Annotated in this window: 28 protein-coding genes and 1 pseudogene; 14 read left to right on the forward strand and 15 right to left on the reverse strand. The window is 68.9% G+C overall.

Annotated elements, in window-relative coordinates:
- Positions 1-87: 87 nt before the first annotated feature.
- On the reverse strand, positions 88-1,209 hold the full coding sequence (gene femX, locus RM812_RS05635; protein WP_311571276.1) for a peptidoglycan bridge formation glycyltransferase FemX: 1,122 nt from the start codon (positions 1,207-1,209) through the stop codon (positions 88-90).
- A 124-nt stretch (positions 1,210-1,333) separates the two neighbouring features.
- A complete protein-coding gene (locus tag RM812_RS05640) occupies positions 1,334-1,639 on the reverse strand; it encodes a hypothetical protein (RefSeq protein ID WP_311571277.1) in 306 nt (101 codons plus the stop codon).
- 273 nt (positions 1,640-1,912) lie between these two features.
- Here RM812_RS05640 and rpsF point away from each other — a divergent pair, with 273 nt between their 5' ends.
- From rpsF to rplI, 4 genes are all read left to right on the forward strand, one after another.
- Complete coding sequence (gene rpsF, locus RM812_RS05645) at positions 1,913-2,203, forward strand: 30S ribosomal protein S6 (RefSeq protein ID WP_004985983.1); 291 nt, start codon at positions 1,913-1,915, stop codon at positions 2,201-2,203.
- A gap of 77 nt (positions 2,204-2,280) precedes the next feature.
- Positions 2,281-2,874 (forward strand): single-stranded DNA-binding protein, encoded by a 594-nt coding sequence (locus RM812_RS05650; RefSeq protein ID WP_311571278.1) that lies wholly within the window; start codon positions 2,281-2,283, stop codon positions 2,872-2,874.
- 42 nt (positions 2,875-2,916) lie between these two features.
- Positions 2,917-3,153, forward strand: coding sequence for a 30S ribosomal protein S18 (rpsR, locus tag RM812_RS05655; protein WP_003949403.1), 237 nt, complete (start codon positions 2,917-2,919; stop codon positions 3,151-3,153).
- 18 nt (positions 3,154-3,171) lie between these two features.
- Positions 3,172-3,618, forward strand: coding sequence for a 50S ribosomal protein L9 (rplI, locus tag RM812_RS05660; RefSeq protein ID WP_217142174.1), 447 nt, complete (start codon positions 3,172-3,174; stop codon positions 3,616-3,618).
- A gap of 122 nt (positions 3,619-3,740) precedes the next feature.
- On the opposite strand, the gene RM812_RS05665 is transcribed toward rplI, so the two are convergent.
- The gene (locus RM812_RS05665; protein WP_311571279.1) at positions 3,741-5,078 is read right to left on the reverse strand and encodes an MATE family efflux transporter; all 1,338 of its coding nucleotides are present in this window, start codon (positions 5,076-5,078) and stop codon (positions 3,741-3,743) included.
- 459 nt (positions 5,079-5,537) lie between these two features.
- Here RM812_RS05665 and dnaB point away from each other — a divergent pair, with 459 nt between their 5' ends.
- Together dnaB and RM812_RS05675 are read left to right on the forward strand one after the other, a co-directional pair.
- Positions 5,538-7,016 (forward strand): replicative DNA helicase, encoded by a 1,479-nt coding sequence (gene dnaB / locus RM812_RS05670; protein WP_311571280.1) that lies wholly within the window; start codon positions 5,538-5,540, stop codon positions 7,014-7,016.
- A gap of 66 nt (positions 7,017-7,082) precedes the next feature.
- A complete protein-coding gene (locus RM812_RS05675; RefSeq protein ID WP_311571281.1) occupies positions 7,083-8,468 on the forward strand; it encodes a serine hydrolase domain-containing protein in 1,386 nt (461 codons plus the stop codon).
- Between the two features lie 82 nt (positions 8,469-8,550).
- Here RM812_RS05675 and RM812_RS05680 read toward each other — a convergent pair whose 3' ends face one another.
- Both RM812_RS05680 and RM812_RS05685 read right to left on the reverse strand, forming a co-directional pair.
- Positions 8,551-9,003, reverse strand: coding sequence for a GNAT family N-acetyltransferase (locus RM812_RS05680; protein WP_311571282.1), 453 nt, complete (start codon positions 9,001-9,003; stop codon positions 8,551-8,553).
- A gap of 56 nt (positions 9,004-9,059) precedes the next feature.
- Positions 9,060-9,524, reverse strand: a complete 465-nt coding sequence (locus RM812_RS05685) for a MarR family winged helix-turn-helix transcriptional regulator (RefSeq protein WP_311571283.1) — start codon at positions 9,522-9,524, stop codon at positions 9,060-9,062.
- Positions 9,525-9,662: 138 nt separating this feature from the next.
- Between RM812_RS05685 and RM812_RS05690 the strand changes: the two genes are divergently transcribed.
- Together RM812_RS05690 and RM812_RS05695 are read left to right on the forward strand one after the other, a co-directional pair.
- Positions 9,663-10,871: an MFS transporter gene (locus RM812_RS05690; protein WP_311571284.1), complete on the forward strand. Its 1,209-nt coding sequence runs from the start codon at positions 9,663-9,665 to the stop codon at positions 10,869-10,871.
- A gap of 117 nt (positions 10,872-10,988) precedes the next feature.
- Positions 10,989-11,408, forward strand: a complete 420-nt coding sequence (locus tag RM812_RS05695; protein WP_311571285.1) for a GlcG/HbpS family heme-binding protein — start codon at positions 10,989-10,991, stop codon at positions 11,406-11,408.
- 86 nt (positions 11,409-11,494) lie between these two features.
- On the opposite strand, the gene RM812_RS05700 is transcribed toward RM812_RS05695, so the two are convergent.
- From RM812_RS05700 to RM812_RS05725, 6 genes are all read right to left on the reverse strand, one after another.
- A complete protein-coding gene (locus RM812_RS05700) occupies positions 11,495-12,361 on the reverse strand; it encodes a GNAT family N-acetyltransferase (protein ID WP_311571286.1) in 867 nt (288 codons plus the stop codon).
- A 149-nt stretch (positions 12,362-12,510) separates the two neighbouring features.
- Complete coding sequence (locus RM812_RS05705; RefSeq protein WP_311571287.1) at positions 12,511-12,993, reverse strand: NUDIX hydrolase; 483 nt, start codon at positions 12,991-12,993, stop codon at positions 12,511-12,513.
- A 68-nt stretch (positions 12,994-13,061) separates the two neighbouring features.
- Positions 13,062-13,967: a LysR family transcriptional regulator gene (locus RM812_RS05710; RefSeq protein ID WP_311571288.1), complete on the reverse strand. Its 906-nt coding sequence runs from the start codon at positions 13,965-13,967 to the stop codon at positions 13,062-13,064.
- Positions 13,968-14,199: 232 nt separating this feature from the next.
- A complete protein-coding gene (locus RM812_RS05715; protein ID WP_311571289.1) occupies positions 14,200-15,378 on the reverse strand; it encodes a cystathionine gamma-lyase in 1,179 nt (392 codons plus the stop codon).
- Complete coding sequence (locus tag RM812_RS05720; protein WP_311571290.1) at positions 15,375-15,869, reverse strand: low molecular weight protein-tyrosine-phosphatase; 495 nt, start codon at positions 15,867-15,869, stop codon at positions 15,375-15,377. Before RM812_RS05720 ends, RM812_RS05715 begins: the two co-directional genes overlap by 4 nt.
- A gap of 6 nt (positions 15,870-15,875) precedes the next feature.
- On the reverse strand, positions 15,876-16,253 hold the full coding sequence (locus RM812_RS05725; RefSeq protein ID WP_311571291.1) for a phage holin family protein: 378 nt from the start codon (positions 16,251-16,253) through the stop codon (positions 15,876-15,878).
- Between the two features lie 59 nt (positions 16,254-16,312).
- On the opposite strand from RM812_RS05725, the gene RM812_RS05730 reads away from it, so the two are divergent.
- From RM812_RS05730 to RM812_RS05745, 4 genes are all read left to right on the forward strand, one after another.
- On the forward strand, positions 16,313-16,630 hold the full coding sequence (locus RM812_RS05730) for a cupin domain-containing protein (RefSeq protein WP_053133839.1): 318 nt from the start codon (positions 16,313-16,315) through the stop codon (positions 16,628-16,630).
- A gap of 173 nt (positions 16,631-16,803) precedes the next feature.
- The gene (locus RM812_RS05735; protein WP_030042262.1) at positions 16,804-17,016 is read left to right on the forward strand and encodes a DUF5326 family protein; all 213 of its coding nucleotides are present in this window, start codon (positions 16,804-16,806) and stop codon (positions 17,014-17,016) included.
- A 318-nt stretch (positions 17,017-17,334) separates the two neighbouring features.
- Positions 17,335-18,060 (forward strand): IclR family transcriptional regulator, encoded by a 726-nt coding sequence (locus RM812_RS05740; protein WP_311571405.1) that lies wholly within the window; start codon positions 17,335-17,337, stop codon positions 18,058-18,060.
- A gap of 99 nt (positions 18,061-18,159) precedes the next feature.
- On the forward strand, positions 18,160-18,597 hold the full coding sequence (locus tag RM812_RS05745) for an SsgA family sporulation/cell division regulator (RefSeq protein WP_311571292.1): 438 nt from the start codon (positions 18,160-18,162) through the stop codon (positions 18,595-18,597).
- Positions 18,598-18,702: 105 nt separating this feature from the next.
- Here the strand turns inward: RM812_RS05745 and RM812_RS05750 are convergent, their stop codons facing one another.
- Entirely contained in the window at positions 18,703-20,181 is a 1,479-nt protein-coding gene (locus RM812_RS05750) for a YibE/F family protein (RefSeq protein WP_311571293.1), read from the reverse strand.
- A gap of 253 nt (positions 20,182-20,434) precedes the next feature.
- On the opposite strand from RM812_RS05750, the gene thiC reads away from it, so the two are divergent.
- Positions 20,435-22,249: a phosphomethylpyrimidine synthase ThiC gene (gene thiC, locus RM812_RS05755; RefSeq protein ID WP_311571294.1), complete on the forward strand. Its 1,815-nt coding sequence runs from the start codon at positions 20,435-20,437 to the stop codon at positions 22,247-22,249.
- A gap of 403 nt (positions 22,250-22,652) precedes the next feature.
- Positions 22,653-22,842, forward strand: a pseudogene (locus RM812_RS05760) (VWA domain-containing protein); the annotation flags it as partial.
- 24 nt (positions 22,843-22,866) lie between these two features.
- Here RM812_RS05760 and RM812_RS05765 read toward each other — a convergent pair.
- From RM812_RS05765 to RM812_RS05775, 3 genes are all read right to left on the reverse strand, one after another.
- Positions 22,867-23,727, reverse strand: coding sequence for a hypothetical protein (locus RM812_RS05765; protein WP_311571295.1), 861 nt, complete (start codon positions 23,725-23,727; stop codon positions 22,867-22,869).
- A 181-nt stretch (positions 23,728-23,908) separates the two neighbouring features.
- Complete coding sequence (gene sppA / locus RM812_RS05770; protein ID WP_311571296.1) at positions 23,909-25,003, reverse strand: Ser/Thr/Tyr protein phosphatase SppA; 1,095 nt, start codon at positions 25,001-25,003, stop codon at positions 23,909-23,911.
- A 304-nt stretch (positions 25,004-25,307) separates the two neighbouring features.
- Positions 25,308-26,420: a LacI family DNA-binding transcriptional regulator gene (locus tag RM812_RS05775; RefSeq protein WP_311571297.1), complete on the reverse strand. Its 1,113-nt coding sequence runs from the start codon at positions 26,418-26,420 to the stop codon at positions 25,308-25,310.
- Between the last annotated feature and the right edge of the window lie 373 nt (positions 26,421-26,793).

The following is a 26,793-nucleotide window of genomic DNA, read 5'->3' on the forward strand; positions in this document are numbered from 1 at the left end:
TTTCTCGTGGCTGCGGTGTGTCAGAGGGGGAAGAGACGGTCGGAGCTGCGATGCCGCTACCGACGCTACTGGAGCCGGGGACGGGAATCAGCGGCGCGACATGTAGATGTCGAGCGCCTTGTGGAGGAGCTTGTTCAGCGGGAAGTCCCACTCACCGAGGTACTCGGCCGCCTGCCCGCCCGTGCCGACCTTGAACTGGATCAGACCGAAGAGGTGGTCGCTCTCGTCCAGGGAGTCGGAGATGCCGCGCAGGTCGTAGACGGTGGCGCCCAGGGCATAGGCATCGCGCAGCATGGCCCACTGCATCGCGTTCGAGGGGCGGACCTCGCGACCGATGTTGTCGGAGGCACCGTACGAGTACCAGACGTGTCCGCCGACCACCAGCATGGTCGCCGCCGAAAGGTTCACCCCGTTGTGCCGGGCGAAGTACAGCCGCATGCGGTTGGGGTCCTCGTTGTTGAGCGCGGCCCACATGCGCTGGAAGTACGACAGCGGACGCGGCCGGAAGCGATCGCGCACGGCCGTGATCTCGTACAGGCGCTGCCACTCCTCGAGGTCGTAGTAGCCGCCCTGGACGACCTCGACACCGGCCTTCTCGGCCTTCTTGATGTTGCGGCGCCACAGCTGGTTGAAGTTCTTGTGCACCTCTTCCAGGGAGCGGTTGGCCAGCGGAACCTGGAAGACGTAGCGAGGCTGTACGTCACCGAAGCCGGCGCCGCCGTCCTCGCCCTGCTGCCAACCCATGCGGCGCAGCTTGTCGGCCACCTCGAAGGCACGCGGCTCGATGTGGTCGGCCTCTATGTCACGCAGGCGCTTGACGTCGGGGTCCTGGATGCCCTTTTTGATGGACGCGGCATCCCAGCGCCGGATGATCACCGGCGGGCCCATCTTCACCGAGAAGGCGCCCTGCTGCTTGAGGTGCGCCAGCATCGGCTCCATCCAGTCCTGGAGATTCGGCGCGAACCAGTTGATGACCGGGCCCTCGGGGAGGTAGGCGAGGTAGCGCTTGATCTTGGGCAGCTGCCGGTAGAGCACGAGGCCCGCACCGACCAGCTCACCGGTCCGGTCGTCGAACCAGCCGAGGTTCTCCGAGCGCCATTCCGCCTTCACGTCCGCCCAGGCCGGGACCTGCATGTGACTCGCCGCCGGCAGGCTCTGGATGTAGGCCAGATGCTGCTCGCGACTGATGGTCCTCAGGGTCAGGGTCATTCGGGGCGCTCCTCGGGCTGGTGTGTCCCCATGGGTACAGGGGCTCCGGCTCTCGCGCGAAGCCTACTGCGCCCTGTGAGCGCCCCGTCCGGCGTACGGGTGGGGGGAGGACGGCGGCCGGGGCTCAGCCGAACAGCCCGCCGTGGTAGATGCCGAAGTACAGGCCGAGCGCGGAGGCTCCGAGACCCAGCACCAGGCCGAAGCGCTGACGCGTCGTCTCGGAGATGAACTGACCGTATCCGCCGGCCAGGACTCCCAGCAGCCCGGCCCACGAGGTCAGGATGTGGAGCCCTCCGAAACCGGCGGTGACGAGGGCGAGCACTCCGAGCACCAGCGACACGGCGAGCAGCGTGTCCTGGACGGGGTGCGGCTTTCCGTCGGTGGCCAGCAAGCCGGTCCTGGGCTTGGCGGGTCGCATGATCTGCGCCATGGGGAACCTCCTGCCGAAGGCAGTGCGTCTTGGCCCTTCACATCCGCTGAGTACCGATTGTGTCCCCTCACCGGCGGATTTCAACCGCAAGGGGCCAGGCGGGTACTCTGTACCTTCTGCACTGGTGTCTGCTGCCTCCACGGCCGGGCCACCTCCTCGGAGGCCCGATTGTCAGTGGGGCCTGGTTTACTCACAGATGCCGGTGCCAACGCATCGCAACCCTCCTGCCACGGAACGACCGTGGCCGCTGAGTCCAAAGGAGGTGGGTTCCACATGCGTCACTACGAGGTGATGGTCATCCTCGACCCCGATCTCGAGGAGCGCGCTGTCTCCCCGCTGATCGAGAACTTCCTCTCCGTCGTCCGTGATGGCGGCGGGAAGGTCGAGAAGGTCGACACCTGGGGCCGTCGTCGTCTCTCGTACGAGATCAAGAAGAAGCCCGAGGGCATCTACTCGGTCATCGACCTGCAGGCCGAGCCTGCGGTCGTCAAGGAGCTCGACCGCCAGATGAACCTGAACGAGTCGGTCCTCCGGACCAAGGTCCTCCGTCCCGAGACCCACTGAGCTCTTCCGCTCAGCTGATCTCGGGATTCGAGTAGCAGCACAAGCAGCCAGCAGCAAACCCGCCGAGAGGTTCCCCCATGGCAGGCGAGACCGTCATCACGGTCATCGGCAATCTTGTCGACGACCCCGAGCTGCGCTTCACCCCGTCCGGTGCGGCCGTCGCGAAGTTCCGTGTCGCGTCCACTCCCCGCACCTTCGACCGCCAGACGAACGAGTGGAAGGACGGCGAAAGCCTCTTCCTGACCTGCTCGGTCTGGCGCCAGGCGGCGGAGAACGTCGCCGAGTCGCTCCAGCGAGGCATGCGCGTCATCGTGCAGGGCCGGCTGAAGCAGCGGTCCTACGAGGACCGTGAGGGCGTCAAGCGCACGGTCTACGAGCTGGACGTCGACGAGGTCGGCGCCAGCCTGCGCAGTGCCACGGCCAAGGTCACCAAGACCTCGGGCCAGGGCCGCGGTGGCCAGGGCGGTTACGGCAGTGGCGGCGGCCAGGGTGGCGGCGGCTGGGGCGGCGGCCCCGGCGGCGGCCAGCAGGGCGGCGGCGCTCCGGCCGACGACCCCTGGGCGACCGGCGCTCCCGCCGGTGGCAACCAGGGCGGTGGCGGCCAGGGTGGCGGCGGCTGGGGCGGTGGCTCCGGCAGCGGCGGCGGCTACTCGGACGAGCCCCCCTTCTAGGCGGGCCGTACCCACACTTCTTGATCACACAGGAGAAACATCATGGCGAAGCCGCCTGTGCGCAAGCCGAAGAAGAAGGTCTGCGCATTCTGCAAGGACAAGGTCACGTACGTGGACTACAAGGACACGAACATGCTGCGGAAGTTCATTTCCGACCGCGGCAAGATCCGTGCCCGCCGCGTGACCGGCAACTGCACGCAGCACCAGCGTGACGTCGCCACGGCCGTGAAGAACAGCCGTGAGATGGCGCTGCTGCCCTACACCTCCACCGCGCGATAAGGGAAGGGTGACCGAAACATGAAGATCATCCTCACCCACGAGGTCTCCGGCCTCGGTGCCGCGGGCGACGTCGTCGATGTCAAGGACGGCTACGCTCGTAACTACCTGATCCCGCGGAAGTTCGCGATCCGCTGGACCAAGGGCGGCGAGAAGGACGTCGAGCAGATCCGTCGTGCTCGCAAGATCCACGAGATCCAGACCATCGAGCAGGCCAACCAGGTGAAGGCCCAGCTCGAGGGTGTGAAGGTCCGCCTGGCCGTCCGCTCGGGCGACGCCGGTCGTCTCTTCGGCTCCGTCACCCCGGCCGACATCGCTTCGGCGATCAAGGCTGCCGGTGGCCCCGAGGTCGACAAGCGCCGTATCGAGCTCGGTTCGCCGATCAAGACCCTGGGCGCCCACGAGACGTCCGTGCGACTGCACCCCGAGGTTGACGCCAAGGTCAGCATCGAGGTCGTCGCGGCCTGAGCCTTGCTCTCGCCGAAGCGCTGAGAGGGGGCCGCACCTTCCGACGGGGAGGTGCGGCCCCCTCTTTGTGGGCTTTTTCGGAGCCTCGTTTCCACGTGGTGCTCGCGTTTCACGTGAAACGGTCAGCGTGTCGCGCCCGTGACGATCCAGCGCCCCGATCGAGTACGCAGCCACAGGGTCGCCATGCGCATCGCCATCATCAGTGTCATGGCCGCCCACAGGGCGGTGAGTCCACCGCCGAGCGTAGGGACCAGTAGCGCCGCGGGAGTGAAGACCGCCAGGGTGAGCAGCATCGCCCAGGCGAGATACGGACCGTCGCCCGCACCCATGAGGACGCCGTCCAGGACGAAGACCACTCCGCAGATCGGCTGTGACACGGCCACGATCATTAGGGCGGGCAGAGCGGCGTCCTTGACCGTGGCGTCGCCGGTGAACAGGGGCAGAAACGCCGGGCGGGACAGCACCACGAGCAGACCGAGTACGACACCGACCGCGATGCCCCACTCCACCATTCTGCGGCAGGCATCGCGGGCGCCCTGCGCGTCACCGGCTCCGAGGTAGCGCCCGATGATGGCTTGCCCCGCGATGGCGATGGCATCGAGGGCGAAGGCAAGCAGACTCCACAGAGACAGAATGATCTGGTGGGCCGCGATGTCGGCGTCACCGAGTCGAGCGGCCACGGCCGTGGCGATCATGAGGATCGCCCGGAGTGACAGAGTGCGCACCAGCAGTGGCACCCCGGCCTGAGCGGAAGCCCTGATCCCGGCGATGTCGGGACGCAGGGAAGCACGGTGTCGTCGAGCTCCGCGGACAACCACCCAGAGGTACACCGCGGCCATGCCGCACTGGGCGATGACCGTGCCCCAGGCGGAGCCCGCGATACCGAGGTCGGCGCCGTAGACGAGACCGACATTGAGGACGGCGTTGGCGACGAAGCCGGCGATGGCCACGTAGAGCGGGGTCCGGGTGTTCTGCAGCCCGCGCAGTACACCGGTGGAGGCGAGCACAACGAGCATGGCAGGGATACCGAGCGAGGAGATCCGCAGATACGTGACGGCGTAGGGGGCCGCGGTGTCGGAGGCGCCGAAGAGATCCACGAGGGACGGGGCCGTCGGGAGGACAAGGGCTATGACGGCGGCGCCGAGCAGGAGCGCCAGCCAGATGCCGTCCATGCCCTGTCGGATGGCGGACGGCAGATCGCCCGCCCCGACACGTCGTGCGACGGCCGCCGTGGTGGCGTAGGCGAGGAAGACGAAGACGCTGACGGCCGTGGTGAGCAGGGCCGACGCGATGCCGAGGCCGGCGAGTTGTGCGGTGCCGAGATGCCCGACGATCGCACTGTCGGCCATGACGAAGAGTGGCTCGGCGACGAGCGCGCCGAAGGCCGGGACGGCCAGCGCGATGATCTCTCGGTCGTGCTGGCGCCGGACGGTCCGGGAGCGCGCGGGGGCCTGTGTCATGGGCACCAATCTAATCGTCCACAGGTAAGTGATGCAATGCTCAGCTGACCCTTACCTGTCGTCCTGACGCGTGCAGTTTCGGGTCCGGTTCGAAGCGATCTTGGTCCGCCGGGGAAAGTTTTTCTTCTGCACAGCCGGTGGATGGTAAAGGTGCAGCTCACAGAGGTTTCTCTGAGTGTGACGAGGGCTTGTTCACAGGGCTGTCCACCGGGTCGTGCACAGGTTTCGAGGAGTTCTCCACAGCATCTGGCCGGTCGTCCACATGGCCTGTGGATAACCAGATTGGCTGACGGTGCCCGCGGGCCTACGGTGGTCCGGCGCCTGCTCCGTACGTCGGCATGTGAACCCTTACAAAACCGACGCGTCAGAACCGGAGTTGGGCGTCTTATTTGTCAGTGCCGTGCCGTAGAAATGACGAGCACGGCGAGGTCCGCTCGGCGGACGGGAGGAGGTGGCTCGGTGAGCATTTCCGAGCCCTTGGACGACCCGTGGGCCGACAGCGGTCCCAGTGATCGTCTCCCTGCTTCCCGCCGCCGTGGTGACGTGGGCCGCAGCCGCGACGAGCAGCACGAGCGCGGCCCGGACACCGGTGCGTGGGACGGTGGCGGACCGTCGTTCGAGCGGGTGCCGCCACAGGACCTGGATGCCGAGCAGTCCGTTCTCGGCGGCATGCTCCTGTCCAAGGACGCCATCGCCGACGTCGTCGAGATCCTCAAGGGACACGACTTCTACAAGCCGGCCCACGAGACCGTCTACCAGGCCATCCTCGACGTCTACGCCAAGGGTGAGCCGGCCGACCCCATCACGATCGCCGCCGAGCTCACCAAGCGCGGCGAGATCAACAAGATCGGCGGGGCCTCGTATCTGCACACCCTCGTCCAGACCGTGCCGACGGCCGCGAACGCCGCCTACTACGCGGAGATCGTGCACGAGCGTGCCGTCCTGCGCCGCCTGGTGGAGGCGGGCACGCGGATCACGCAGATGGGATACGCGGCCGACGACGACGTCGACGAGATCGTCAACCGCGCCCAGGCCGAGATCTACGCCGTCACCGAGCAGCGCACCAGTGAGGACTATCTGCCGCTCGGCGACATCATGGAGGGCGCGCTCGACGAGATCGAAGCGATCGGGTCGCGCAGCGGCGAGATGACCGGTGTCCCCACGGGGTTCACGGACTTCGACTCGCTGACCAACGGGCTGCACCCCGGCCAGATGATCGTCATCGCCGCGCGTCCCGCCATGGGCAAGTCGACGCTCGCGCTGGACTTCGCGCGGGCCGCCTCGATCAAGAACAACCTGCCGAGCGTCATCTTCTCGCTCGAAATGGGGCGCAACGAGATCGCGATGCGCCTGTTGTCCGCCGAGGCCCGCGTCGCGCTGCACCACATGCGGTCCGGCACGATGACGGACGACGACTGGACCCGTCTGGCCCGCCGGATGCCGGACGTCTCGGCTGCCCCGCTCTACATCGACGACTCCCCGAACCTGTCGATGATGGAGATCCGCGCCAAGTGCCGACGGCTCAAGCAGCGCAACGACCTCAAGCTGGTCGTCATCGACTACCTTCAGCTGATGCAGTCCGGCGGCTCCAAACGGGCCGAGAGCCGTCAGCAGGAGGTCTCGGACATGTCCCGCAACCTCAAGCTCCTGGCCAAGGAACTGGAGATCCCGGTCATCGCGCTCTCCCAGCTGAACCGTGGCCCCGAGCAGCGCACCGACAAGAAACCGATGGTGTCCGACCTGCGTGAGTCCGGATCGATCGAGCAGGACGCCGACATGGTCATCCTGCTGCACCGCGAGGACGCCTACGAGAAGGAGTCGCCGCGCGCGGGCGAGGCCGACCTGATCGTGGCCAAGCACCGTAACGGCCCGACGGCGACGATCACCGTCGCCTTCCAGGGCCACTACTCACGATTCGTGGACATGGCGCAGACCTGACCGGACCTGACCCGGCACCTGCGAAATCGGCTCGACGCGGGACGCCCGGCCCGGTGGACTGGGGGCATGACGACACCTCAGGAAGAGCTGCTCCCCGCCACCCGCCGAGCGCTGCTGCACCGGATCGCCGTGGCCCAGGCCGAAGGGCGTACGCCGTCGCTCGTCGCCGCGGTCGTCCGGGACGGGCGGACCGTGTGGCACGGTGCGCGGACCTCGGTCGATGGTCATGGCCCCGACGAGAACGTGCAGTACCGGATCGGCTCGATCACCAAGACGTTCACCGCCGTCCTTGTCCTGCGGCTGCGCGACGAGGGCGTGCTCGACCTCGGGGACCCGCTGGAGAAGCACCTGCCGGGTACTGGGGCGGGGGAGGCCACTATCGCCGAGCTGCTGGCACACTCGGGCGGACTGGCCGCCGAGTCGCCGGCGCCGTGGTGGGAGCGGACACCGGGCTCCCTGCGGCCCGAGCTCGCCGATGTGCTGGGCGAGCAGCCCCTTCTGCACCCGGTGGGCCGTCGGCACCACTACTCGAACCCCGGTTACACCCTGCTCGGCGCGCTGGTCGAGAAGCTGCGCGGCGCTCCGTGGGAGGACGTGCTGCGGCGGGAGGTGCTCGAACCGCTGGGTCTGGACCGCACGACCACGCGACCGCGGGCGCCCCACGCCGGGGGCTGGGCGGTTCATCCATGGGCCGATGTGATGCTGGCCGAGCCCGCCGAAGACCTGGGACGCATGGCCCCGGCCGGCCAGCTCTGGTCCACCACGGGAGATCTGGCGCGGTTCGCTGTCTTCCTGGTGAGGGGCGACGACAAGGTACTGAGTGCGGAGAGCGTGCGGGAGATGCGGGCACCCGCGGCGCCGGTGGAGGCCTCGGATGTCGTGGACGGTGCGGCGTACGGCCTCGGCCTGCAGATCCAGCACCGGGACGGGCGACTGCTGGTGGGGCACTCCGGCTCCCTGCCGGGATTCCTGGCCAACCTCACCATCAGTGTCGAGGACGACGTGGCCGCGGTGGCTCTGACCAATTGCACCTCTGGCCCGCTGTTGGCCGGGGTGGGCGCCGATCTCGTCCGCATCGTGGCCGAGGCGGAACCGCGGATCCCGGAACCGTGGCGTCCGCTGTCGGCAGTCGACCCCTCCGTGCTGGAGTTGGCCGGGCAGTGGTACTGGGGGACACATGCCTTTGCCCTGCGGCTGACGTCCGACGGGGGCGTCTCGCTGGAACCGTTGTCGGGCCCTGGCCGCCGTTCCTGCTTCCGGGCGAATGGAGACGGTACCTGGACGGGGATGGAGGGCTACTACGCCGGGGAGCTGCTGCGTGCCGTGCGGCGACCGGAGGGGAACGTGAGCCACTTGGACCTCGGGTCGTTCGTGTTCACACGCCAGCCGTACGACGAAGGTGCCCCTGTGCCGGGTGGAGTGGACCCGAAGGGGTGGCGAGGGATCGGCTGAGTGTCGTCCAGCGCCGCATGCTGTCCCGTTTCACGTGAAACGGGACAGCATGCGGAGGGGGCCTTCACGGCCGGAAACGGCGTCAGAGCTGAAGCTTGAACCCTGTGTGCGAGGCCGAGAAGCCGAGGCGCTCGTAGAAGCGGTGGGCGTCGGTGCGGGTCTTGTCCGAGGTGAGCTGCACCAGCTGACATCCCTGCCGCCGGGATTCGTCGATCGCCCACTCGATCAGCTGTGTGCCCAGTCCGCTGCCGCGTTCGTCGGCGTGGACGCGTACCCCTTCGATGATCGACCGGGTGGAACCGCGCCGGGACAGGCCGGGGACGATCGTCAGCTGGAGTGTGCCGACGACACGGTCGTCGCGGACGGCGACGACCAGGTGCTGGTTCGGATCGGCAGTGAGCCGTTCGAACGCGGTCAGGTAGGGGCTCATGTCGTCCGGTGACTCGCGCTGGGCGCCCAGCGGGTCGTCGGCGAGCATGGCGACGAGCGCGGGGATGTCGTCCTCGGCACTGGGTCGTATTGCAAGATCTCCCATGACCCGCACCCTACGCAGGGCGATCGTCGTGAGGACGGGCCTCGACGGGACCGGCCTCAGGCGGGCACCGGTGTCTTGAGCGTCTCGACGACCCTGACCAGCGGGGCCAGTTCCGGGTTCCGGGCCGCCTCGTCGAGAGCCTCCCGCAGAGCGGCGTCATTGGTGGGCCGTGCCTGGTCCAGCAAGGTCAGGCCGGCCGCGGTGACGTTGGTGTAGATGCCGCGACGGTCCGTGGGGCACAGGTAGCGCTCGAGCAGTCCCCGGTCCTCGAGCCGGCTGACCAGGCGTGTGGTGGCGCTCTGGCTGAGGACGACGGCGTCGGCGACCTGCTTCATCTGCAGATGCCCCCCGTCGCCGTCGTGCTGTCGGCTGAGCACGTCGAGCAGGGAGTACTCGCGCACGCTCAGATCATGGCCGGCCTGAAGGGCGCGCTCGATGTGGGCCTCGATCCTCCCGTGCAACAGGGAGAGGGCGCACCAGCCCTGGGAGAGAGCGGTGAGCGCGGGGTCCGTCGCTGTCATGTCTTTCCTCCGTCCCGGAGTGGCTGAGACCAGGGTAGACCACTGCCGCAATTGCCTGCGGTTGCACATAGCCCGCGTCTGCAACTATTGTGTACGCACGCAAAGCGCTCCTGCAATCGTCTGGAAGGTGTATCCCTCATGCCTCTCGCGCTTCTGGCCCTCGCGATCGGGGCCTTCGGAATCGGGACGACCGAGTTCGTGATCATGGGTCTGCTGCCCGAGGTCGCGAGTGACTACGGGGTCTCCATCCCCACCGCCGGCTTGCTGGTGACCGGTTACGCGCTCGGCGTGATGTTCGGTGCCCCGCTGATGACCGTGCTCGGCTCAAAGATCCGGCGCAAGCGGATGCTGATGCTGCTGATGGTCCTGTTCATCGCGGGCAATCTGCTCTCCGCCCTCGCTCCGACCTTCTCCGTCATGCTGATCGGCCGTGTGGTCGCCTCACTCGCCCACGGTGCCTTCTTCGGTATCGGGTCGGTCGTCGCGGCCGACCTGGTCAGCCCTGACAAGAAGGCCGGCGCGATCGCGATGATGTTCACCGGACTGACCGTCGCCAACGTCGTCGGCGTCCCGCTCGGAACGCTCATCGGGCAGTCCGCCGGCTGGCGCGTCACCTTCGCCGTCGTCGCCGCGCTCGGTGTCGTCGGCCTGGCCGGTGTCGCCAAGCTGGTCCCCGACGTGCCCAGGGCTGAAGGCGTGCGACTGCGCCAGGAACTGGCGGCGTTCAAGAATGTCCAGGTCCTGCTCGCGATGGCCATGACGGTCCTCGGTTTCGGTGGCGTTTTCGCGGCCATCACCTACATCGCGCCGATGATGACCCATGTCGCGGGCTTCGCGAACGGTTCGGTCACCTGGCTGCTGGTCCTCTTCGGCCTTGGCATGGTCGGCGGCAACCTGATCGGTGGCAGGTCTGCCGACCGCGCCCTGATGCCCATGCTGTACGTCTCGCTGGGTGCCCTGGCCGTCGTGCTCGCCCTCTTCACGCTCACTGCGCACAACAAGATCGCGGCTGCCGTGACCATCGTCCTGATCGGCGCCCTGGGCTTCGCCACCGTCCCGCCGCTGCAGAAGCGCGTCCTGGACCACGCGCACGGCGCCCCGACGCTGGCCTCGGCCGTCAACATCGGCGCCTTCAACCTCGGAAACGCGCTCTCCGCCTGGCTGGGAGGCGTCGTCATCGCCGCCGGGCTCGGTTACACCGCCCCGAACTGGGTTGGTGCCGCGCTGGCCGCCGCCGCCCTGGTCCTCGCCGTCCTCTCGGCCGCCATCGAACGGCGGGACGGTGTTCCCAGCTCGGTCGTCGCGGGTTCCGTGCCCGCCGAGCAGCGGGCCGCCGTCCACCACTGAACGACCCCGACCGCAGGGGTGCGGGGCCAGGGCCGTCCCCGCACCGCGGCGGCTCAACCCGCCTCAGGAGCACCGAGGCACCGCATCACTCGACACCCACCAAGGAGAACCCGCCCCATGAGCACCACCGCTGTCGCCCCGCTGACCATCCAGGACGCCGAAGCCCTCGTCACCGTGGCCCACCGTGCCGCCGAGGCGGCCCAGGTCACCGTCAGCGTCACCGTTCTCGATGCCGGTGGTCACCTGCTCGCATTTCGGCGTGACGACCGGGCCGTACTGATCTCCGGAGAGACCAGTACGCGCAAGGCCTACACCGCGCTTCAGCTCGAAACCCCCACCGCCGACCTCGTCGAGGCCGTTCAGCCCGGAGGCCTCTTCCACACCCTGCCCACCGCGCTCGACCGGCCGCTGCTGTTCATCGCCGGCGGTGTGCCGGTGCACCGCGACGGCCGACTGATCGGAGCGGTCGGTGTCGGCGGCGGAGCGCCGGAGCAGGACCACGCGTTCGCCACGGCCGCGGTGGAGGCCCTCGCCTGAAGGCAGCCACCGTCCGTACGAAGCCGGTTCCCGGCACACCATCGGGAACCGGCTTCGTCGTACCGGACGCCGGGGAACCGCGAGGGTCAGCCGGCCGCCACCGTCAGCGGGGCGAAACGCCGGTTCCAGTCCCCGGGCAGCTCCGTGATGCCGTACGTCATGACGGCGTTGTGGGAGACGGACGCGAGACCGTGTTCCTTCACCCAGGCCAGCAGCTCTTCGTGCCGGACGTCGATGTCGGTGCGCAGCGGTCGGTCGGTGCGGGCGGCGAGGGAGGCGATCAGCGCCTGGGCAGTCTCGGTGTCGCGGGAGATGAGGGGGCCCACGACGTGGGTGTCCATGTTGGGCCAGGCCGCGGCGTACCCGATGAGCCGGCCGTTCTCCTCGGCGACGCGCAGCTGATCGGTGAATGCGGGCAGCCGGGTGATGACGTGGGTGCGGTCGGCGCCGAACACCTCCTCGTCCAGCCGGAGGATCGCGGCGAGGTCCTCGGCCGTGGCCGCACGCGTGGCGATCCGGGGCTCGGGCCCGCCCGGAGTGAAGCGCCCGCGCACCATCTCGGCCCGGCCGGTGGTCTTGAACCCCAGCTCCTCGTAGAGCGGCCGACCGTACGGGGTCGCGTGCAGGGTCAGGGGCGTGGTCCCCAGCGCCGAGACGATGTGCCGCATCAGCCGGCGTCCGACGCCCTGGCGTGCATACCGCTCGGCGACCAGCACCATGCCGATGGCGGCGAGGGCGGGACGGTCGTGCGGTCCGTACTCGGTGATGGTGCAGGCACTGACCAGGCCACCGTCGGCGGCATCGATGCCGTACCCCTTCCCGGCTGTGAGGAGGAACCCCCACTTGTGCTCCTCGCGTGGCCACCCCCGGTCCTCGGACAGGTCGGCGCAGGCGGTGAGGTCACGGAGCGTCAGACGGCGGATCGGCAGTGAGGCTGGGGAAGGTGTCGGCACGCAGGTCAGGCTGTCCGACAGTAGCCGTCCGCGTCCACCTCTTTCCGGTGGAACACGCGAGCTTTTGGCCATGTTGTGTCCGAGTGCACAGCGGCCGGACATCTACTGGCCGCCACATCGACCGACCGGCCGGGCCGGTGCCGTCGGTGTCAGCCGAGGTCGGGGGCGTGCATGGCCCGCACACCCTCGATGTTGCCGTCCAGATAGTGCCGCAGCGACAGCGGTACGAGGTGGACGGAGGCGATCCCGACCCGGGTGAACGGTACCCGGACGATCTCGTACTCGCCGGCGGGCTCCTCGACCTCGGGACCGTGGCGCAGGGCCGGGTCCATGGACTCCAGGCGGCAGACGAAGAAGTGCTGCACCTTCACGCCGGTCGCGCCGCCGTCCTCACCGATGTGTTCCACGGTGTCCACGAAGCAGGGGACCACGTCGGTGATCTTTGCGCCGAGTTCCTCGTGCACCTCGCGGTGCAGGGCGTCCACGACGGTGGCGTCGCCGGGCTCGACCCCGCCTCCGGGAGTGACCCAGTAGGGATCGACGCCGGGTCTGGTGCGCTTGATCAGGATCAGGTGGTCGCCGTCCAGGAGGACGGCGCGGGCGGTGCGCTTGACCACGGGTCGGACGGTCATGGGAGAAATGTGGCCCGGCTGGTTCCACGTGAAACCTCGCGGAGCGCCCACCGCGCGAGCCCGTCGGCTCAGTTCCAGTCGGCGGCCGCCCTCAGCAGCCACTCATGGGCCCGGGCGATGTGCGGCATCGCCAACGTGCCGGTACGGACCACCAGGAAGTACGTCCGCAGCGGAGGGACCGCCGGATCATGCAGGGCGACGACGTCACCGCGTTCCAGCGCCTCGGCGCACAGATAGCGGGGCAGCACGGCGAGCCCCGCGCCCGCGACCGCGCAGGCGAGTACCGCACGCAGGTCGGGGACGACGACCGCACCCGGAGCGGCCGGGCAGGTGTCGAAGACCGAGGCCCAGTAACGGGCGACAAAGGGCAGCGACTCGTGCACCTCGACCACGGGGACGTGCTCCAGTGCGGGTGCAGTGGTGCGGCGGAGTGCGCCGGTACCGGTGCGCACGGCCCAGCGAGGCGCGGCGATCAGGACGTGCTCCTCGTCGCAGAGCGCAGTCGCCGTGAGCAGCGCGCCGCGCGGGCGGGCCGTGCCGATGGCCAGGTCGTGGTGACCGGCGGCCAGCCCCTCCAGGGTCTCCTCGGCGTTTCCGAACGAGGCGCGCAGCGCGAAGCCCTGTCCGTCCTCGCCGGTGAGCTCGGTGAGCGCGGGCAGCGCCCGCTCGGCGGTGAACTCGGGCGGTCCGGCGAGGTGCAGTGTCCGCAGCGAGGAGTCGTCGTCCAGCCCGGCCTCGGTGATCTCCACCAGGGCGTCGAGGTGGGGTGCGGCCTTGTGGGCGAGCTCGTCGCCGATGGTGGTGGGGGTTACGCCACGGGCCTGCCTCAGGAACAGGGGTCGGCCGAGCTGGCGCTCCAGTGTGCGTATCTGGGAGGTGACCGCGGGTTGGGAGAGGCCGAGCAGGGCTGCCGCGCGAGTGAAGGAACCGGCCCGGTGCACAGTCACGAAGGTGCGCAGCAAGGCCAGATCCACAGGAATCCCTTCCCCCTCTTCTGTTCTGCTTCAGCCTCCGGCCGCGGCCAACTATAAATATGTCGATAGGTCGCTGTCGCTACTGTGATTGGACACTGACGTAGAGTCAACTAGCCTTAACCACGCGGTTCTTCGCGCGCAGGAACCGGAGGACGGTCCGAGCCACGAGGGGGGAGGCTCGGACCGTCCGTCGTACCTGGCCCGGAAACGTCCGACGGCCGTGCGGCGGTGCTCAGTCCGCCGATTCCTCCAGTGCGCGCAGCAGATCCGCCACCAGGTCCTCCGGATCCTCCGCGCCGACCGAGAGCCTGATGAAGCCCTCCGGCACCGCGTCACCGCCCCAGCGCCCGCGCCGCTCGGCCGTGGACCGCACCCCGCCGAAGCTCGTCGCGTCGTCCACGAGCCGCAGGGCGTCGAGAAAACGATCGGCACGTGCGCGCGTGGGCAGCGTGAACGAGACGACACACCCGAAGCGCAGCATCTGCTGCGAGGCGATCCTGTACGAGGGGTCGTCGGGCAGCCCCGGGTACCGCAGTCCGGTGACCTCGGGTCGCGCAGAGAGGGCCTCGGCGACCTTGAGCGCGGTGGCGTTCTGCCGGTCCACCCGCAGCTGGAGGGTGGCGATCGAACGGTGGGCGAGCCAGGCCTCCATGGGCCCGGGGATCGCGCCGACGATCTTGCGCCAGCGCCGTACGGCGGTCATGGCCCCGGTGTCGCGGCCGGCCACGTAGCCCAGGAGGATGTCGCCGTGGCCGGTGAGCTGCTTGGTGCCGCTGGCCACCGAGAAGTCGGCGCCGAGCTCCAGCGGGCGCTGCCCCAGTGGGGTGGCGAGCGTGTTGTCCACGGCGACCAGGGCGCCCCGCGCGTGTGCCGCGTCGACGAGTCGCCGGACGTCGCACACGTCGAGCCCGGGGTTGGAGGGCGTCTCGATCCACAGCAGCTTCGCCCCGTCCAGGACGTCGAGCTGGGAGTCCCCGCCGGTCGGCGCGGTGCGCACCTCGATGCCGTACGCCTCCAGCTGGGCGCGGACCAGCGGCAGCACCTGATAGCCGTCGTCGGGCAGGACGGCCGTGTCACCGGCGCGCAGCTGCGAGAAGAGCACCGACGAGATCGCGGCCATCCCTGACGCGAACACGAGCGTCTCGACGTCGTCCCGCGCCGGGGCCTCCAGCTCGCCGATGGCGCGCTCGAGATGGGTCCAGGTCGGGTTCTCGTCCCGGCCGTAGGTGTACGGTCCGGTGGGCTCACCCGGCAGATGGAAGTGCGCGGCGAACACCGGGCCGGGCAGGGTCGGCTCGTGCTTGACGGGCTCGGGAAGCCCTGCCCGCACGGCGCGGGTGCCGTCACCGGTGCCGACAGGCGACCCCTCCGCGCCCGTACCGTCCGCGTTGTTCCTAGCGGAATCGTTCATGCCGCCCGTCCTTCCACCTGCTCGCGTACCGCGGCGAGCAGTCCGTCGCTCGCCGCCTCCACCATCTCAAGGCACTCCTCGAAGCCGTCCACGCCCCCGTAATAGGGGTCCGGCACGTCGAGGTCGCCGCTGTCCGCGGCGGGGTCGTACGACCGCAGCAGCCGCACCTTGGCCGCGTCCTGCTCCGTCGGAGCGAGACGGCGCAGCGCACGGAGGTGGCCGGCGTCGAGGGCGACGACGAGGTCGAGGCGGGAAAACCAGGACGGCTCGAACCTGCGGGCCGTGTGGTCGAGGCCGTAGCCGTTCTTCTCCAGGACGGCCAGGGAGCGCGGGTCGGCGCCCTCGCCCTCGTGCCAGCCGTCCGTGCCGGCGCTGTCGGTCTCGACCAGGCCGTCCAGCCCGGCGTCTTCCACGCGCGCGTGGAAGACGGCCTCGGCCATGGGGGAGCGGCAGATGTTGCCCGTGCACACGAAGCAGACGCGGTAGGTCATCGTTTTTCAGTCCTTGTCGGGCAGGAACGCGTTGAGGGCCCAGGAGACGATCGAAATGATCAGACCGCCCAGGACCGCGGTCCAGAACCCGTCGACGTGGAAGCTCAGATCGAGCTTGTCGGCCAGCCATGACGTGAGCAACAGCATGAGCGCGTTGACCACCAGCGTGAAGAGGCCGAGGGTCAGGATGAACAGCGGGAAGGTCAGCACCTTCACGATCGGTTTCACCAGCAGGTTCACCAGACCGAAAACCAGGGCGACGACAATCAGCGTGCCGGCCTTCTCGCCGGTGCTTCCCCCGGTCAGGGTGATCTTGTCGAGCAGCCACACGGCGACTGCCAGGGCGCCCGCGTTGGCGATCGTCTTGACTAGGAAATTCTTCATGTGTCTGATCGTGACAGACGCGATCGGAAACGAACGGTGAGGCAGGGGCGGACGAGGCGATGAAGGCATTCCGGCTGGACGAACTGGAGGCGGAGCGCGCCGCCAACGACGGGGCCTACCTGCAGTTCCTGCGTGAGCGGAACATGTCGGTGGGGCTTTACGCCCTGGACGCGGGAACGGCCGACCCGCAGAAGCCGCACGCGCAGGACGAGGTGTACTTCGTGGTGAGCGGGCGGGCCGCGATCACCGTGGGCATGGAGACCACCCAGGTCGCCCGCGGCAGCGTGGTGTACGTGCCGGCCGGGGTCGCCCACAAGTTCCACCACATCAGCGAGGATCTCCGGGTCCTTGTCGTGTTCTCTCCGCCCGAGAGCTGAGCCGCGGCCCCAGGGTTCCCTAGGGGATCGGTCAGGGGGAGACGGGGGTGCGGAGGGCCCTGCCGGGGCCCTCGCGGCCCTAGCATCGAGTGCAGGACATCAGGAGATCCCCAGAGGGATCCGGGACCACCGCGGGACCCGGCATTCGAGGGCGGAAGGTAAGGACGAGGGCGATGCGAGAGATCTTCACGGGACTGCCGTGGTGGGTGAAGTGGGTCGCGGTGCCGGTCATCGCCCTGGTCGTGTTCGGCGGGCTGATCGCCAGCGTGGTCGGATTCGTGATCGGACTGCTGTTCAAGCTGCTGGTCTTCGTCGCGCTCGTCGGCGGACTGATCTACGTCGTACGCAAGTTCATGTCCAGCTCGTCGTCGCGCAGCGACTGGTGAGAGCAGTGGGACATCGGTGGCGGTAACAGAAATCACCGGGTCCCTCGCGCGGGGGAAGTTTTCCGGACGGGCCGTCGGCTGGCGGTGACAGACGGTTAGAGTCCGGAAATCCACGCGGGGGCGACCCCGCGAGCGGCGTACGTCCCCACCCGTGTTTCCCGCACGGACTGCCTCCTCGCGTTACGGAAGTGACCCTTGGCCACGGCTGACACCGCATTCGTACCGCTGCACGCACTGCCCGTGCAGCCCCACTCGACGCCTCGGACACCCCCCACGGCTCCCTCCGCCGAGACGCCCGGCGTGACTCTCATCGGCTCCGTGCAGCGGGCGATGCGCCTCCTGGAATGCGTCGCCGAGCACGAGTACGGAGCCCCCGCCAAGCAACTGGCACGTGAGACCCGGCTTGCCCTGCCCACGGCCTACCACCTGCTGCGCACTCTTGTGCACGAGGGTTATCTGCGCCGCGAGAAGGGTCTGTTCTTCCTCAGTGAGGCCGCCGAGCGGCTGAGCAGCAGCGGGGCCGAGCAGAAACGTCGCAGCACGGTGGTCGACGCGCTCGCGCGCTGGCGCGACGCGATCGGCGTTCCCGTGTACTACGCCATGTACCGCGACGGCGAGATCGAGATCATGTGCGTCTCCGACTCGCCCAGCACTCCCGCCGTCGAGGAGTGGGCGGACTTCCGCGAGACAGGGCACGCGCACGCCATCGGGCAGTGCCTGTTGTCGCAGCTGGACGAGGACGCCCGCCGCGACCATCTGGACCGATACCCGGTACAGCCCGTCACGCCGTACACGGTGCGTGACGACAGCAGTCTGCTGAAACGACTGGAACGGATGCGGCGGATGACGCCGGTGACCGAGCGCCAGGAGTACGCCCTGGGGACGGTCTGTGCGGCGGTCCCGATCACCGTCGGCACCACGGCCGTGACATTGGCCCTTTCTCTGCCCTCCCATCAGGCCGACCGGTTGTTGCCCGCGGCGCAGCGTTTGCAGGACGAGGTGGGACGCCTTCTGGGGTCACTCGCGATCTCTATCAGTATCTGAAAACTCACTCCTTGTGATCTGGTGTGTACGTTGAGCAAGATGCCACCAGTGTAAGAGGTTTGATTCCCGGCCAGTCGACGGCGAATGACGGGGTAGGCGATGGGCGAGTCCGTGCAGGCAGAGGTCTTGATGAGTTTTCTCGTGTCCGAGGAGCTCTCCTTCCGCATTCCGGTGGAGCTGCGCTACGAAACCTGTGATCCCTATGCCGTGCGACTGACCTTCCATCTGCCCGGAGACGCCCCGGTGACCTGGGCGTTCGGCCGCGAGTTGCTGGTCGACGGGGTGGGCCGACCGTGCGGTGACGGTGATGTGCGCATCGCCCCCGTCGACCCCGAGCCGCTGGCAGAGGTGCTGATCCGCCTCCAGGTCGGCAGTGACCAGGCACTGTTCCGTTCGTCGGCGGCGCCTCTCCTCGCCTTTCTCGACCGGACCGACAAGCTGGTGCCGCTGGGGCAGGAGGGTGCACTCGCCGACTTCGATGCCCACCTCGACGACGCCCTGGACCGCATTCTGGCGGAGGAGCCGAGCGCGGGCTGAACCGTTACGGCAGTCATACGGCGGCGGCGTAACGCTTCGCCGCGGCTGCCGGGCACCTGCGGAGGGCTCTGTCGGCCGGCCCTGCGGACGAAGGGGACAGGTGTGTCAGCGCTTACGGCGACGGCCCCGCCCGCCGCGTACCAGAGCCGCACCGGCACCCGGCACCGCTCCGGCGGCCTGCGTCGCCGGCCGGTCGGCCGATACGACGAGGGCCGCGAGTGCCGTGGTGACCGGCACCGACGCCACCAGGCCGATCGAGCCGACCAGCGTGCGCACGATCTCCTCCGCGACCAGTTCGCTGTTGGCGACCGTCCCCACACTGCTCTGAGCGATCGAGAACAGCAGCAGCAGCGGCAGCGCGGCGCCCGCGTAGGCGAGGACGAGCGTGTTGACGACCGAGGCGATGTGGTCGCGGCCGATACGGATGCCCGCGCGATACAGCCCGCGCCAGCCCATCGACGGGTTGGCCTCGTGGAGTTCCCACACCGCGGACGTCTGCGTGACCGTCACGTCGTCGAGGACGCCGAGCGAACCGATGATGACACCGGCGAGCAGCAGACCGCTCATGTCGATCGACGGATAAAGGCCGTGGATCAGGCCGGTGTTGTCGTCCGTGTTGCCGGTGAGCGCGGCCCAGCCGATGAACAGCGATCCGAGGACACCGATCAGCAGCAACGAGATCAGGGTGCCGAGTACCGCCACGGAAGTGCGGGCGGACAGGCCGTGACACAGATACAGCGCGATCAGCATGATCGCGCTCGACCCGATCACCGCAACGACCAGCGGGTTCGAGCCCTGCAGGATCGCGGGCAGGACGAAGAAGTTCAGCACCAGGAAGCTGATGGCCAGCGAGACCAGCGCCATCAGACCCCGCAGCCGACCGACCACCACCACGGCGAGCGCGAAGATGCCGGCGAGCAGAGCCAACGGGAGCCGGCGGTTGATGTCGGTCACCGAGTACTGCAGGTCCTTCGGCGCGGAGGGCTCGTAGGCGACCACGACCTCCTGGCCCTCGTGCAACTGCCGTGTCTGATCCGGCTGCACGATCTCGGAGAACGTACGCCCCTTGTCCTTTCCGGTGTCGACGCGGATCGTCGCCCGCTTGCAGTCGCCCGTCGCCTGCTGCACCGCGGCGGATCCCTCGGCGGTGGACGTGTCGCCGGTCGGGGTGCCCCCCGAGGCGTTGACGGACTGGCAGCTCAGCTCGACCACCTTGGTGACGGTGGCCTGCTGCGTCTGCCGGTCGAAACCGACTCCGGTGCGTTCGTGCGACGGCGCACCGCCCGGCCAGAGCACCGCGAGCCCGACCAACACCGCGGCGGTGAAAGGAATGAGGATCGCGGCGATGACCTTCCGCAGGTGCCGGGACACGGGCGCCGCCGGCCCGTGACTGTGCACGTGGGAGTGCCCGTGGCCGCCACCGTGTTCGCTTGAGCCGCCGTGGCCGCCCACGCCGCCCGCGCCACCCGGGCTGCCAGGCCCGTCGGTGCCGTGATGCCCGTCTCCGCGGCCGGTGCCGTCTTCGGCGTCCGGTTCACGGCGGGAATCGTGTGGCGGGAAGGGGGGATGCTGCGGTGTCGTCACCGACCGATCATCGCAAGAAGCACGGGGGCCCTCTGTTCACCGCGCCCGAATTGACGCTAGCGTGGGGGCACCTTTGTACACGCGGGAGCTCGGAGCACCGGGCTGAGAGGGCGCTGACCTCCGTCCCAGCGATGTTTCACGGGAAACGTCACCGAAGCCGAGTGATGTTTCCCACGGAGCGTCGGCAGACGGAAGCCGCTGCGTCGACCGCCGAACCTGTTACCGGGTAATGCCGGCGTAGGGAGTAGGTCTCATGACCATCAAGGACGCACGCACGCCTGCCGTCACGCAGAACTCCGCCGACGAGGAGACCTCCGTGGCGGCCGGGAAGTCCATCGGCTGGCACAAGGCGTACATCGAGGGCTCACGCCCCGATCTGCGGGTGCCGGTCCGTCAGGTGCACCTCACCAACGGCCAGTCGGTCACCCTCTACGACACCTCGGGCCCGTACACCGATCCACTCGTCGACACCGACGTCCGCCGAGGACTGCCGCCACTGCGGGTGAATTGGATCACCGCTCGGGGCGACACCGAAGAGTACGCGGGTCGTCCCGTTCGTCCCGAGGACGACGGAATCAAGCACACCGCTCCGCGTGGCGGACTGCGGAACCTCGACGCGGTCTTCCCCGGGCGGCCGCGCCAGCCGCGCCGGGGCCGGGACTCCAAGGCGGTGACGCAGCTCGCGTATGCGCGACGGGGCGAGATCACCCCGGAGATGGAGTACGTGGCCCTCCGGGAGAACATCTCGCCGGAAGTGGTCCGTGAGGAGATCGCGGCGGGCCGTGCCGTGCTGCCCGCCAACGTCAATCACCCGGAGATCGAGCCGATGATCATCGGCAAGCGGTTCCTGGTGAAGGTCAACGCCAATATCGGCAACTCGGCGGTGACGTCCTCCATCGAGGAGGAGGTCGAGAAGATGACCTGGGCGACCCGCTGGGGCGCCGACACGGTCATGGACCTGTCCACCGGGCGCAACATCCACACCACCCGGGAATGGGTCCTGCGCAACTCCCCCGTCCCCATCGGGACGGTGCCGCTCTACCAGGCTCTGGAGAAGGTCGATGGCCGGGCCGAGGAGCTGACCTGGGAGATCTACAAGGACACGGTCATCGAGCAGGCCGAGCAGGGCGTGGACTACATGACGGTCCACGCCGGTGTGCGCCTGGCGTACGTGCCGCTCACCGCGAACCGCAAGACCGGCATCGTCTCGCGCGGTGGTTCGATCATGGCGGCGTGGTGCCTGGCGCACCACAAGGAGTCGTTCCTGTACGAGAACTTCGAGGAACTCTGCGAGATCCTCGCCGCCTATGACGTCACGTACTCCCTCGGCGACGGTCTGCGGCCGGGGTCGATCGCGGACGCCAATGACGCCGCCCAGTTCGCGGAGTTGCGCACGCTCGGGGAACTCAACTCGATCGCGAAGCGTTTCAACGTACAGACCATGATCGAGGGCCCGGGGCATGTCCCGATGCACAAGATCAAGGAGAACATCGACCTTCAGCAGGAGATCTGCGATGAAGCTCCGTTCTATACGCTCGGTCCGCTGACGACGGACGTCGCGCCCGCGTACGACCACATCACCTCCGGCATCGGTGCCGCGATGATCGCCTGGTGGGGCACGGCCATGCTCTGCTATGTCACGCCCAAGGAGCATCTGGGCCTGCCCAACCGTGACGATGTCAAGACCGGCGTCATTACCTACAAGATCGCCGCCCATGCCGCCGACCTCGCCAAGGGGCACCCAGGTGCGCAGGAGTGGGACGACGCGCTGTCGGACGCCCGCTTCGAGTTCCGGTGGGAGGACCAGTTCAATCTGGCTCTCGACCCGGACACGGCACGGGAGTTCCACGACGAGACGCTGCCGGCCGAGCCCGCGAAGACGGCGCACTTCTGCTCGATGTGCGGGCCGAAGTTCTGCTCGATGAAGATCAGCCACAGCATCACGGAACGGTTCGGTGGTGCGGCCGCCGAGGGGGCGTCTGCCGAGGAGGTCGCCGAGGGAATGCTGCAGAAGTCCAAGGAGTTCGCCGCCGGCGGGAACCGGGTGTATCTCCCGCTGGCCGACTGAGTCCCCCGCTCCCGACGTCACGCTGAGCCCCGCCCCGCAGCCGGTTGGGGGTGCTCGGCGTGCGTCGGGGCGCGATGCCGGTTCTGAAGGGGATGACGCCACTCCGAACGGGTTGTCGATCACATAACGCCAGTATCCGGCCGGTCCACGGCGGGCCACGTCCGTCGCGGTGCCCTCGATGCGGACGGGTCAAGCCCTGTGCAGCGATTCCGTCGATGACGAAGTCGACGATCAGGAGAGCCGGGTCACGGACGACATCGGTGTGCCGTGGTGTCCCTCGGATCGGGACGCGCAGGCTGAGGAAGTCGTCGTTGGCCCGGAACCGGCCGGACCTGGTGACCCATGGGCCGGGGGTGGGCACGAAGCCGGCGTCAGGCTCATGGACCCGGTCGGGACGCGCGGCATCGGGCTTGGGCGATCCGACTACAGGGCGTTGGAGCGTTTCGCCACCCTGCCGGGCCGCCGCGTCGACAACATCGGGACCTTCGCCGTGGACGACGTCAGCACCGTCCCGGACTCGGAGTTGTACGACCGGCTGCCGGTTGGGGTTCTCGTCCTGGATCACTGCCGTCGGCCGGGCGGGCATCCTCTGATCCGTTGCCCGCCCAGGCCGGTGACTATTCGGGGCGGTGTTCCGGGCCACCGAAGTCCGGGCTGCTGTAGTCCGGGCTCGAGTAGCTCGGGCGGGACCCGGCGTTCGGGCCCTCGCCGGGGCTCGTGAACCCCGGGCGGGCGTAACCGAGGTGCGGCATCCGGCTGCTCGGCGCCGCCGGCTTCGACGGATGCAGGGCGGCCGTCGTGCCAGGGTCCGCGAGTGCCTCCCGCAGGAAGGGCATGATCCCGCGTTCCAGCAGGGCCTCGTGCCAGGCGTCCCTGGCCCGGGCCACCTCCTCGCCGAGGTCGCCGTAGCGGCCGGACTCGGCGGAGGGGCGGTTGCGCAGCGCGGTGAGCAGCAGCCCCACGGCGGCGACGAGGATCGCCACCGCGGTCACGGCGCCGAACATCCAGCCGGTGGTGAGCATGGTCTGCGCGAACGTCTGCCCCGGGTCCAGCACCTTCAGGATGTAACCGACGAGCAGGAAGATCGCCGCGGCCGTGCCGGCCAGGACGGGTGCCAGGACAGCGACGACGGCGACGGCGCCCGCGCCGGTCGCCTCGGCGACCTCCCCCACCGTGGCGGCGAGCCGTACCGTGCCCGTGCCCGGTTGCTCGGAGTCGGTATCGGGCGGGGTGGACGCTGCCGGGTGGCGCAGTTCCTCGCGCACCTTCACGTAGTGCTGGTACTCGTTCGTGGCCGCCGCCGTGATGAGGGCGGTGGCGTTGAGTGCCATGGTGCGCAGTTGTTCGGCGTTCAGCCGCTCTCCTGCAGCGGCCAGTTCCGGACGGTGTGGTGCGGAGCGCAGCGCCTCTTCGAGGACCCGCTCGTACTCTTGGCGATCCTCGTGCGACAGGTACTGCGGAACGCTGTTCATGTGCATCCCCCGATGCTCCGTAGGGCTTGGGGCTCGCATGCCAACGAGCCGTCGGGCAGAAACGGAGGGGAGCCTGCTACGGATAGACCGATGGTAGAGCGGTGACGGCGTGCGGTGACAGGGGGTTTCCGGAAATTGGGTGCTGCCCGTAGGCACGCCGCCGGGGAACAGGCCGTCCGGTGAACGGTCAGTCGTCGAGCGGCAGTTGCTGGACCAGCAGTTTTCCGGCCATGGTCACGCCGCCGTCCATCGCGATGGCCAGACCGTCCGCGTAGACGTGCGGTCCCTCGACCGCGGTGCGGGTGTCGTCCTCGCCGTCCTCGGAGCCGACCTCGCCCAGCAGATACGGGATGGGGCTGTGGCCGTGAACGATCCGGGTGCCGCCGTACGTGTCCAGCAGCGAGCGCACGGCGTCGGCGCCGCCCTCGTCGCGGAAGGAGAAGCGCTTGGTGAACTTGCGGAACAGGTCCCACACCTCCTCCGCGTCGTTGCGCGTGAGCGTCTCGCGGACGGTGTCGTTGACCTCCTCGATGGAGCGGCCGTAGTCGAGGTAGGTCGTGGTGTCGGAGTGGACCAGGAGGTGGTCGTCGACCTCTTCGAGGGCGTCGAGGCGGGCCATCCACTGCAGGTGGTGGTCCTGGAGGCGGTCCATGTCGGTCTTCTGGCCGCCGTTCAGCAGCCAGGCCGCCTGGAAGGTGGCGGTGCCCGCACCGGAGTTGACGGGCGTGTCGCCGAACCGCTTGGCGCCGAGCAGCAGCAGCTCGTGGTTGCCCATCAGCGCCTTGCAGTAGCCGCCGGCCGCTGCCGCCTCGGCGGACAGTCGCATCACCAGGTCGATGACGCCGATGCCGTCCGGGCCGCGGTCCGTGAAGTCGCCGAGGAACCACAGGCGGGAGGTGCCCGCGCACCACTGGCCGGCGTCGTCGATGAGGCCCTTCTCCTGGAGGGCGGCCACCAACTGGTCGAGATAGCCGTGCACGTCGCCGACGACGAACAGCGGCCCTTGGCCCGTGGCGGGCTGCGCTACCGGGGCCGGCTCGGGGTCGACGGTCACCTGGACCGTGTCACCCCGACGGATGACGGGCAGATCGCGCTGGGTGGGTGTGTAACCCTCCGGATAGGTCTCCTCGGAGGGCGGCGCGGCCTCGCCCGCATGCGTGCCGGGGGCGGCGTACGGAGCGGTCTCGTGGACATACGCGGGCACCCGGAAGTCGCGCACCGTCGCCGTGCGCTCCACCTCGGGTCCCTGACCGGCCCCCTGAGTCATCGACCCCTCCACCATCGCGCCGCATCTGCACCGCTTCGGACTGCCTGGTCGCAGCGGCCCGCGGTGTGTGGGCCCATCATAGGAATGCGGATCGCGCTGTGTGATGACCCAGGGGTGGTGAATCAGAACATGACTCCGCTTCACCGCGGCTTTCGCCCCGATTGGGCCGGTCTTCGTCCGTCCGGACGGTGACGTGATCACGCTTCGGTCGTGCCGGTGTCCCCTCGGCCACTCCGGCCGCCGCCCCCGGCTGCCATCCCCGGTCGCCGCTCCTGCGGCACGTAGGCCGGGCCTTGCGTACCGCGCGTTCGGGGACGCCCTACGCGTCCTCGGGCGACCGGGGCGGGCTGACCGTCGTACGGGGCGGGCGACGCTGTGACGACGTACGCACGATCAACTCGGTCGGTATCACCTGCTCGACCGGCCGGTCCGCCTCGAGCCCCTCGATGGCGTCGATGAGGACCTGGATCACCGCCGTGCCGATGCGGCGGGGCTTCAGCGACAACGTTGTGATGGGCGGCTCTGTACTGGCGTACACGGTGGACTCGCTGCAGCAGACCAGCAGCAGGTCCTCCGGGACGCGCAGCCCGTAGCGGCGGGCGGCGGCGAGCAGGTCGGTGCCGTTCGGGTCGAACAGGCCGTAGACGGCGTCGGGCCGGTCGGGGCGGGCGAGCAACCGGTCGGCGGCCACCGCGCCCGCGCAGGGATCGTGCGCCGGGTAGGCCTCGTAGACCGGGTCCTGGCCGACGCGCTCGCACCAGCGCAGGTACGCGGTGGTCGACAGGTGGGTGTACGTGTCGGTCGTGGTACCGGTGAGCAGGCCGATCCGGCGGGCACCGGCGGCGGCGAGGTGGTCGAGGATGCCGAGTACGGCGGCCTCGTGGTCGTTGTCCACCCAAGCGGTGACGGGCAGCGAGCCGGCCGGGCGGCCGTCCGACACGACCGGTAACCCCTGGCGGACCAGCTCGCTGACGACCGGGTCCTGGTCGGAGGGGTCGATGACGACCGTGCCGTCGAGCGCGACGTTGGACCACACGTCGTGACGGGAGGTCGCCGGGAGGATGACGAGGGCGTAGCCGCGGGCGAGCGCGGCGGAGGTGGCGGCGCGCGCCATCTCGGCGAAGTACGCGAACTCCGTGAAGGTGAAAGGTTCATCCCCGTATGTCGTCACGGTCAGGCCGATGAGCCCCGACTTGCCGGTGCGGAGCGTGCGGGCGGCGGCCGAGGGGCGGTAGCCCAGTCGGTCGGCGACCTCGCGCACATGGCGCCGGGTGGCATCCGGGAGTCGGCCTTTGCCGTTGAGGGCATCGGAGACGGTCGTGATGGATACTCCGGCGGCGGCGGCCACGTCCCTGATACCCGCCCGGCCCGGCCGACTGCCTCGACGTGAGGTTTCCGCGCGGCTCACCTGGTGCTTCCCTGCTGCTGTCATGGCGAGCCGATAGTAGGGCTCATGAGGTGGGGTAGGGCGGACGCATATGCGCCCTTTGACAGTCACGTTTCTGCATGATCATTAAGACCTAAGGCCCTTGGAAAGCAAGGCACTTGAGCGCCTGTGGGTCAGTACCTGGCGTGTCAACCAGGGAGGACCTGCCAAGTGGTCGATGTTGCGAAGAGGTCTCAACTCACCTGCACGGGGGATGCGCGCCACGGCGCAAGCTACCGGCGCATAGATATATGTTCGGCGCGCCCCCCGAATCGTGCACCTTCATGTACTGATGCCCTTGATGCCGGAGTGACGGATGAGGTCTGGTCCCACCTATACGCAGCGACGCCGAATCCTCATAAGGTGAGAAGTATTCGAT

Origin of the sequence: Streptomyces lancefieldiae, assembly GCF_031845825.1 — a bacterium.
Classification (GTDB): Bacteria; Actinomycetota; Actinomycetes; order Streptomycetales; family Streptomycetaceae; genus Streptomyces; species Streptomyces lancefieldiae.

What these genes read in the sequence shown, in the direction of transcription:
- thiC (WP_311571294.1), top strand. Translation starts at nt 20,435, where the DNA reads ATGACCATCAAGGACGCACGCACGCCTGCCGTCACGCAGAACTCCGCC.
- RM812_RS05775 (WP_311571297.1), bottom strand. Translation starts at nt 26,420, where the DNA reads ATGACAGCAGCAGGGAAGCACCAGGTGAGCCGCGCGGAAACCTCACGT.
- RM812_RS05705 (WP_311571287.1), bottom strand. Translation starts at nt 12,993, where the DNA reads ATGACCGTCCGACCCGTGGTCAAGCGCACCGCCCGCGCCGTCCTCCTG.
- sppA (WP_311571296.1), bottom strand. Translation starts at nt 25,003, where the DNA reads ATGGTGGAGGGGTCGATGACTCAGGGGGCCGGTCAGGGACCCGAGGTG.
- RM812_RS05720 (WP_311571290.1), bottom strand. Translation starts at nt 15,869, where the DNA reads ATGACCTACCGCGTCTGCTTCGTGTGCACGGGCAACATCTGCCGCTCC.
- RM812_RS05765 (WP_311571295.1), bottom strand. Translation starts at nt 23,727, where the DNA reads ATGCACATGAACAGCGTTCCGCAGTACCTGTCGCACGAGGATCGCCAA.
- RM812_RS05730 (WP_053133839.1), top strand. Translation starts at nt 16,313, where the DNA reads ATGAAGGCATTCCGGCTGGACGAACTGGAGGCGGAGCGCGCCGCCAAC.
- RM812_RS05715 (WP_311571289.1), bottom strand. Translation starts at nt 15,378, where the DNA reads ATGAACGATTCCGCTAGGAACAACGCGGACGGTACGGGCGCGGAGGGG.
- RM812_RS05690 (WP_311571284.1), top strand. Translation starts at nt 9,663, where the DNA reads ATGCCTCTCGCGCTTCTGGCCCTCGCGATCGGGGCCTTCGGAATCGGG.
- rpsR (WP_003949403.1), top strand. Translation starts at nt 2,917, where the DNA reads ATGGCGAAGCCGCCTGTGCGCAAGCCGAAGAAGAAGGTCTGCGCATTC.
- RM812_RS05685 (WP_311571283.1), bottom strand. Translation starts at nt 9,524, where the DNA reads ATGACAGCGACGGACCCCGCGCTCACCGCTCTCTCCCAGGGCTGGTGC.
- RM812_RS05725 (WP_311571291.1), bottom strand. Translation starts at nt 16,253, where the DNA reads ATGAAGAATTTCCTAGTCAAGACGATCGCCAACGCGGGCGCCCTGGCA.
- RM812_RS05680 (WP_311571282.1), bottom strand. Translation starts at nt 9,003, where the DNA reads ATGGGAGATCTTGCAATACGACCCAGTGCCGAGGACGACATCCCCGCG.
- rplI (WP_217142174.1), top strand. Translation starts at nt 3,172, where the DNA reads ATGAAGATCATCCTCACCCACGAGGTCTCCGGCCTCGGTGCCGCGGGC.
- RM812_RS05695 (WP_311571285.1), top strand. Translation starts at nt 10,989, where the DNA reads ATGAGCACCACCGCTGTCGCCCCGCTGACCATCCAGGACGCCGAAGCC.
- RM812_RS05745 (WP_311571292.1), top strand. Translation starts at nt 18,160, where the DNA reads ATGGGCGAGTCCGTGCAGGCAGAGGTCTTGATGAGTTTTCTCGTGTCC.
- RM812_RS05735 (WP_030042262.1), top strand. Translation starts at nt 16,804, where the DNA reads ATGCGAGAGATCTTCACGGGACTGCCGTGGTGGGTGAAGTGGGTCGCG.
- RM812_RS05675 (WP_311571281.1), top strand. Translation starts at nt 7,083, where the DNA reads ATGACGACACCTCAGGAAGAGCTGCTCCCCGCCACCCGCCGAGCGCTG.
- RM812_RS05650 (WP_311571278.1), top strand. Translation starts at nt 2,281, where the DNA reads ATGGCAGGCGAGACCGTCATCACGGTCATCGGCAATCTTGTCGACGAC.
- RM812_RS05665 (WP_311571279.1), bottom strand. Translation starts at nt 5,078, where the DNA reads ATGACACAGGCCCCCGCGCGCTCCCGGACCGTCCGGCGCCAGCACGAC.
- rpsF (WP_004985983.1), top strand. Translation starts at nt 1,913, where the DNA reads ATGCGTCACTACGAGGTGATGGTCATCCTCGACCCCGATCTCGAGGAG.
- femX (WP_311571276.1), bottom strand. Translation starts at nt 1,209, where the DNA reads ATGACCCTGACCCTGAGGACCATCAGTCGCGAGCAGCATCTGGCCTAC.
- RM812_RS05640 (WP_311571277.1), bottom strand. Translation starts at nt 1,639, where the DNA reads ATGGCGCAGATCATGCGACCCGCCAAGCCCAGGACCGGCTTGCTGGCC.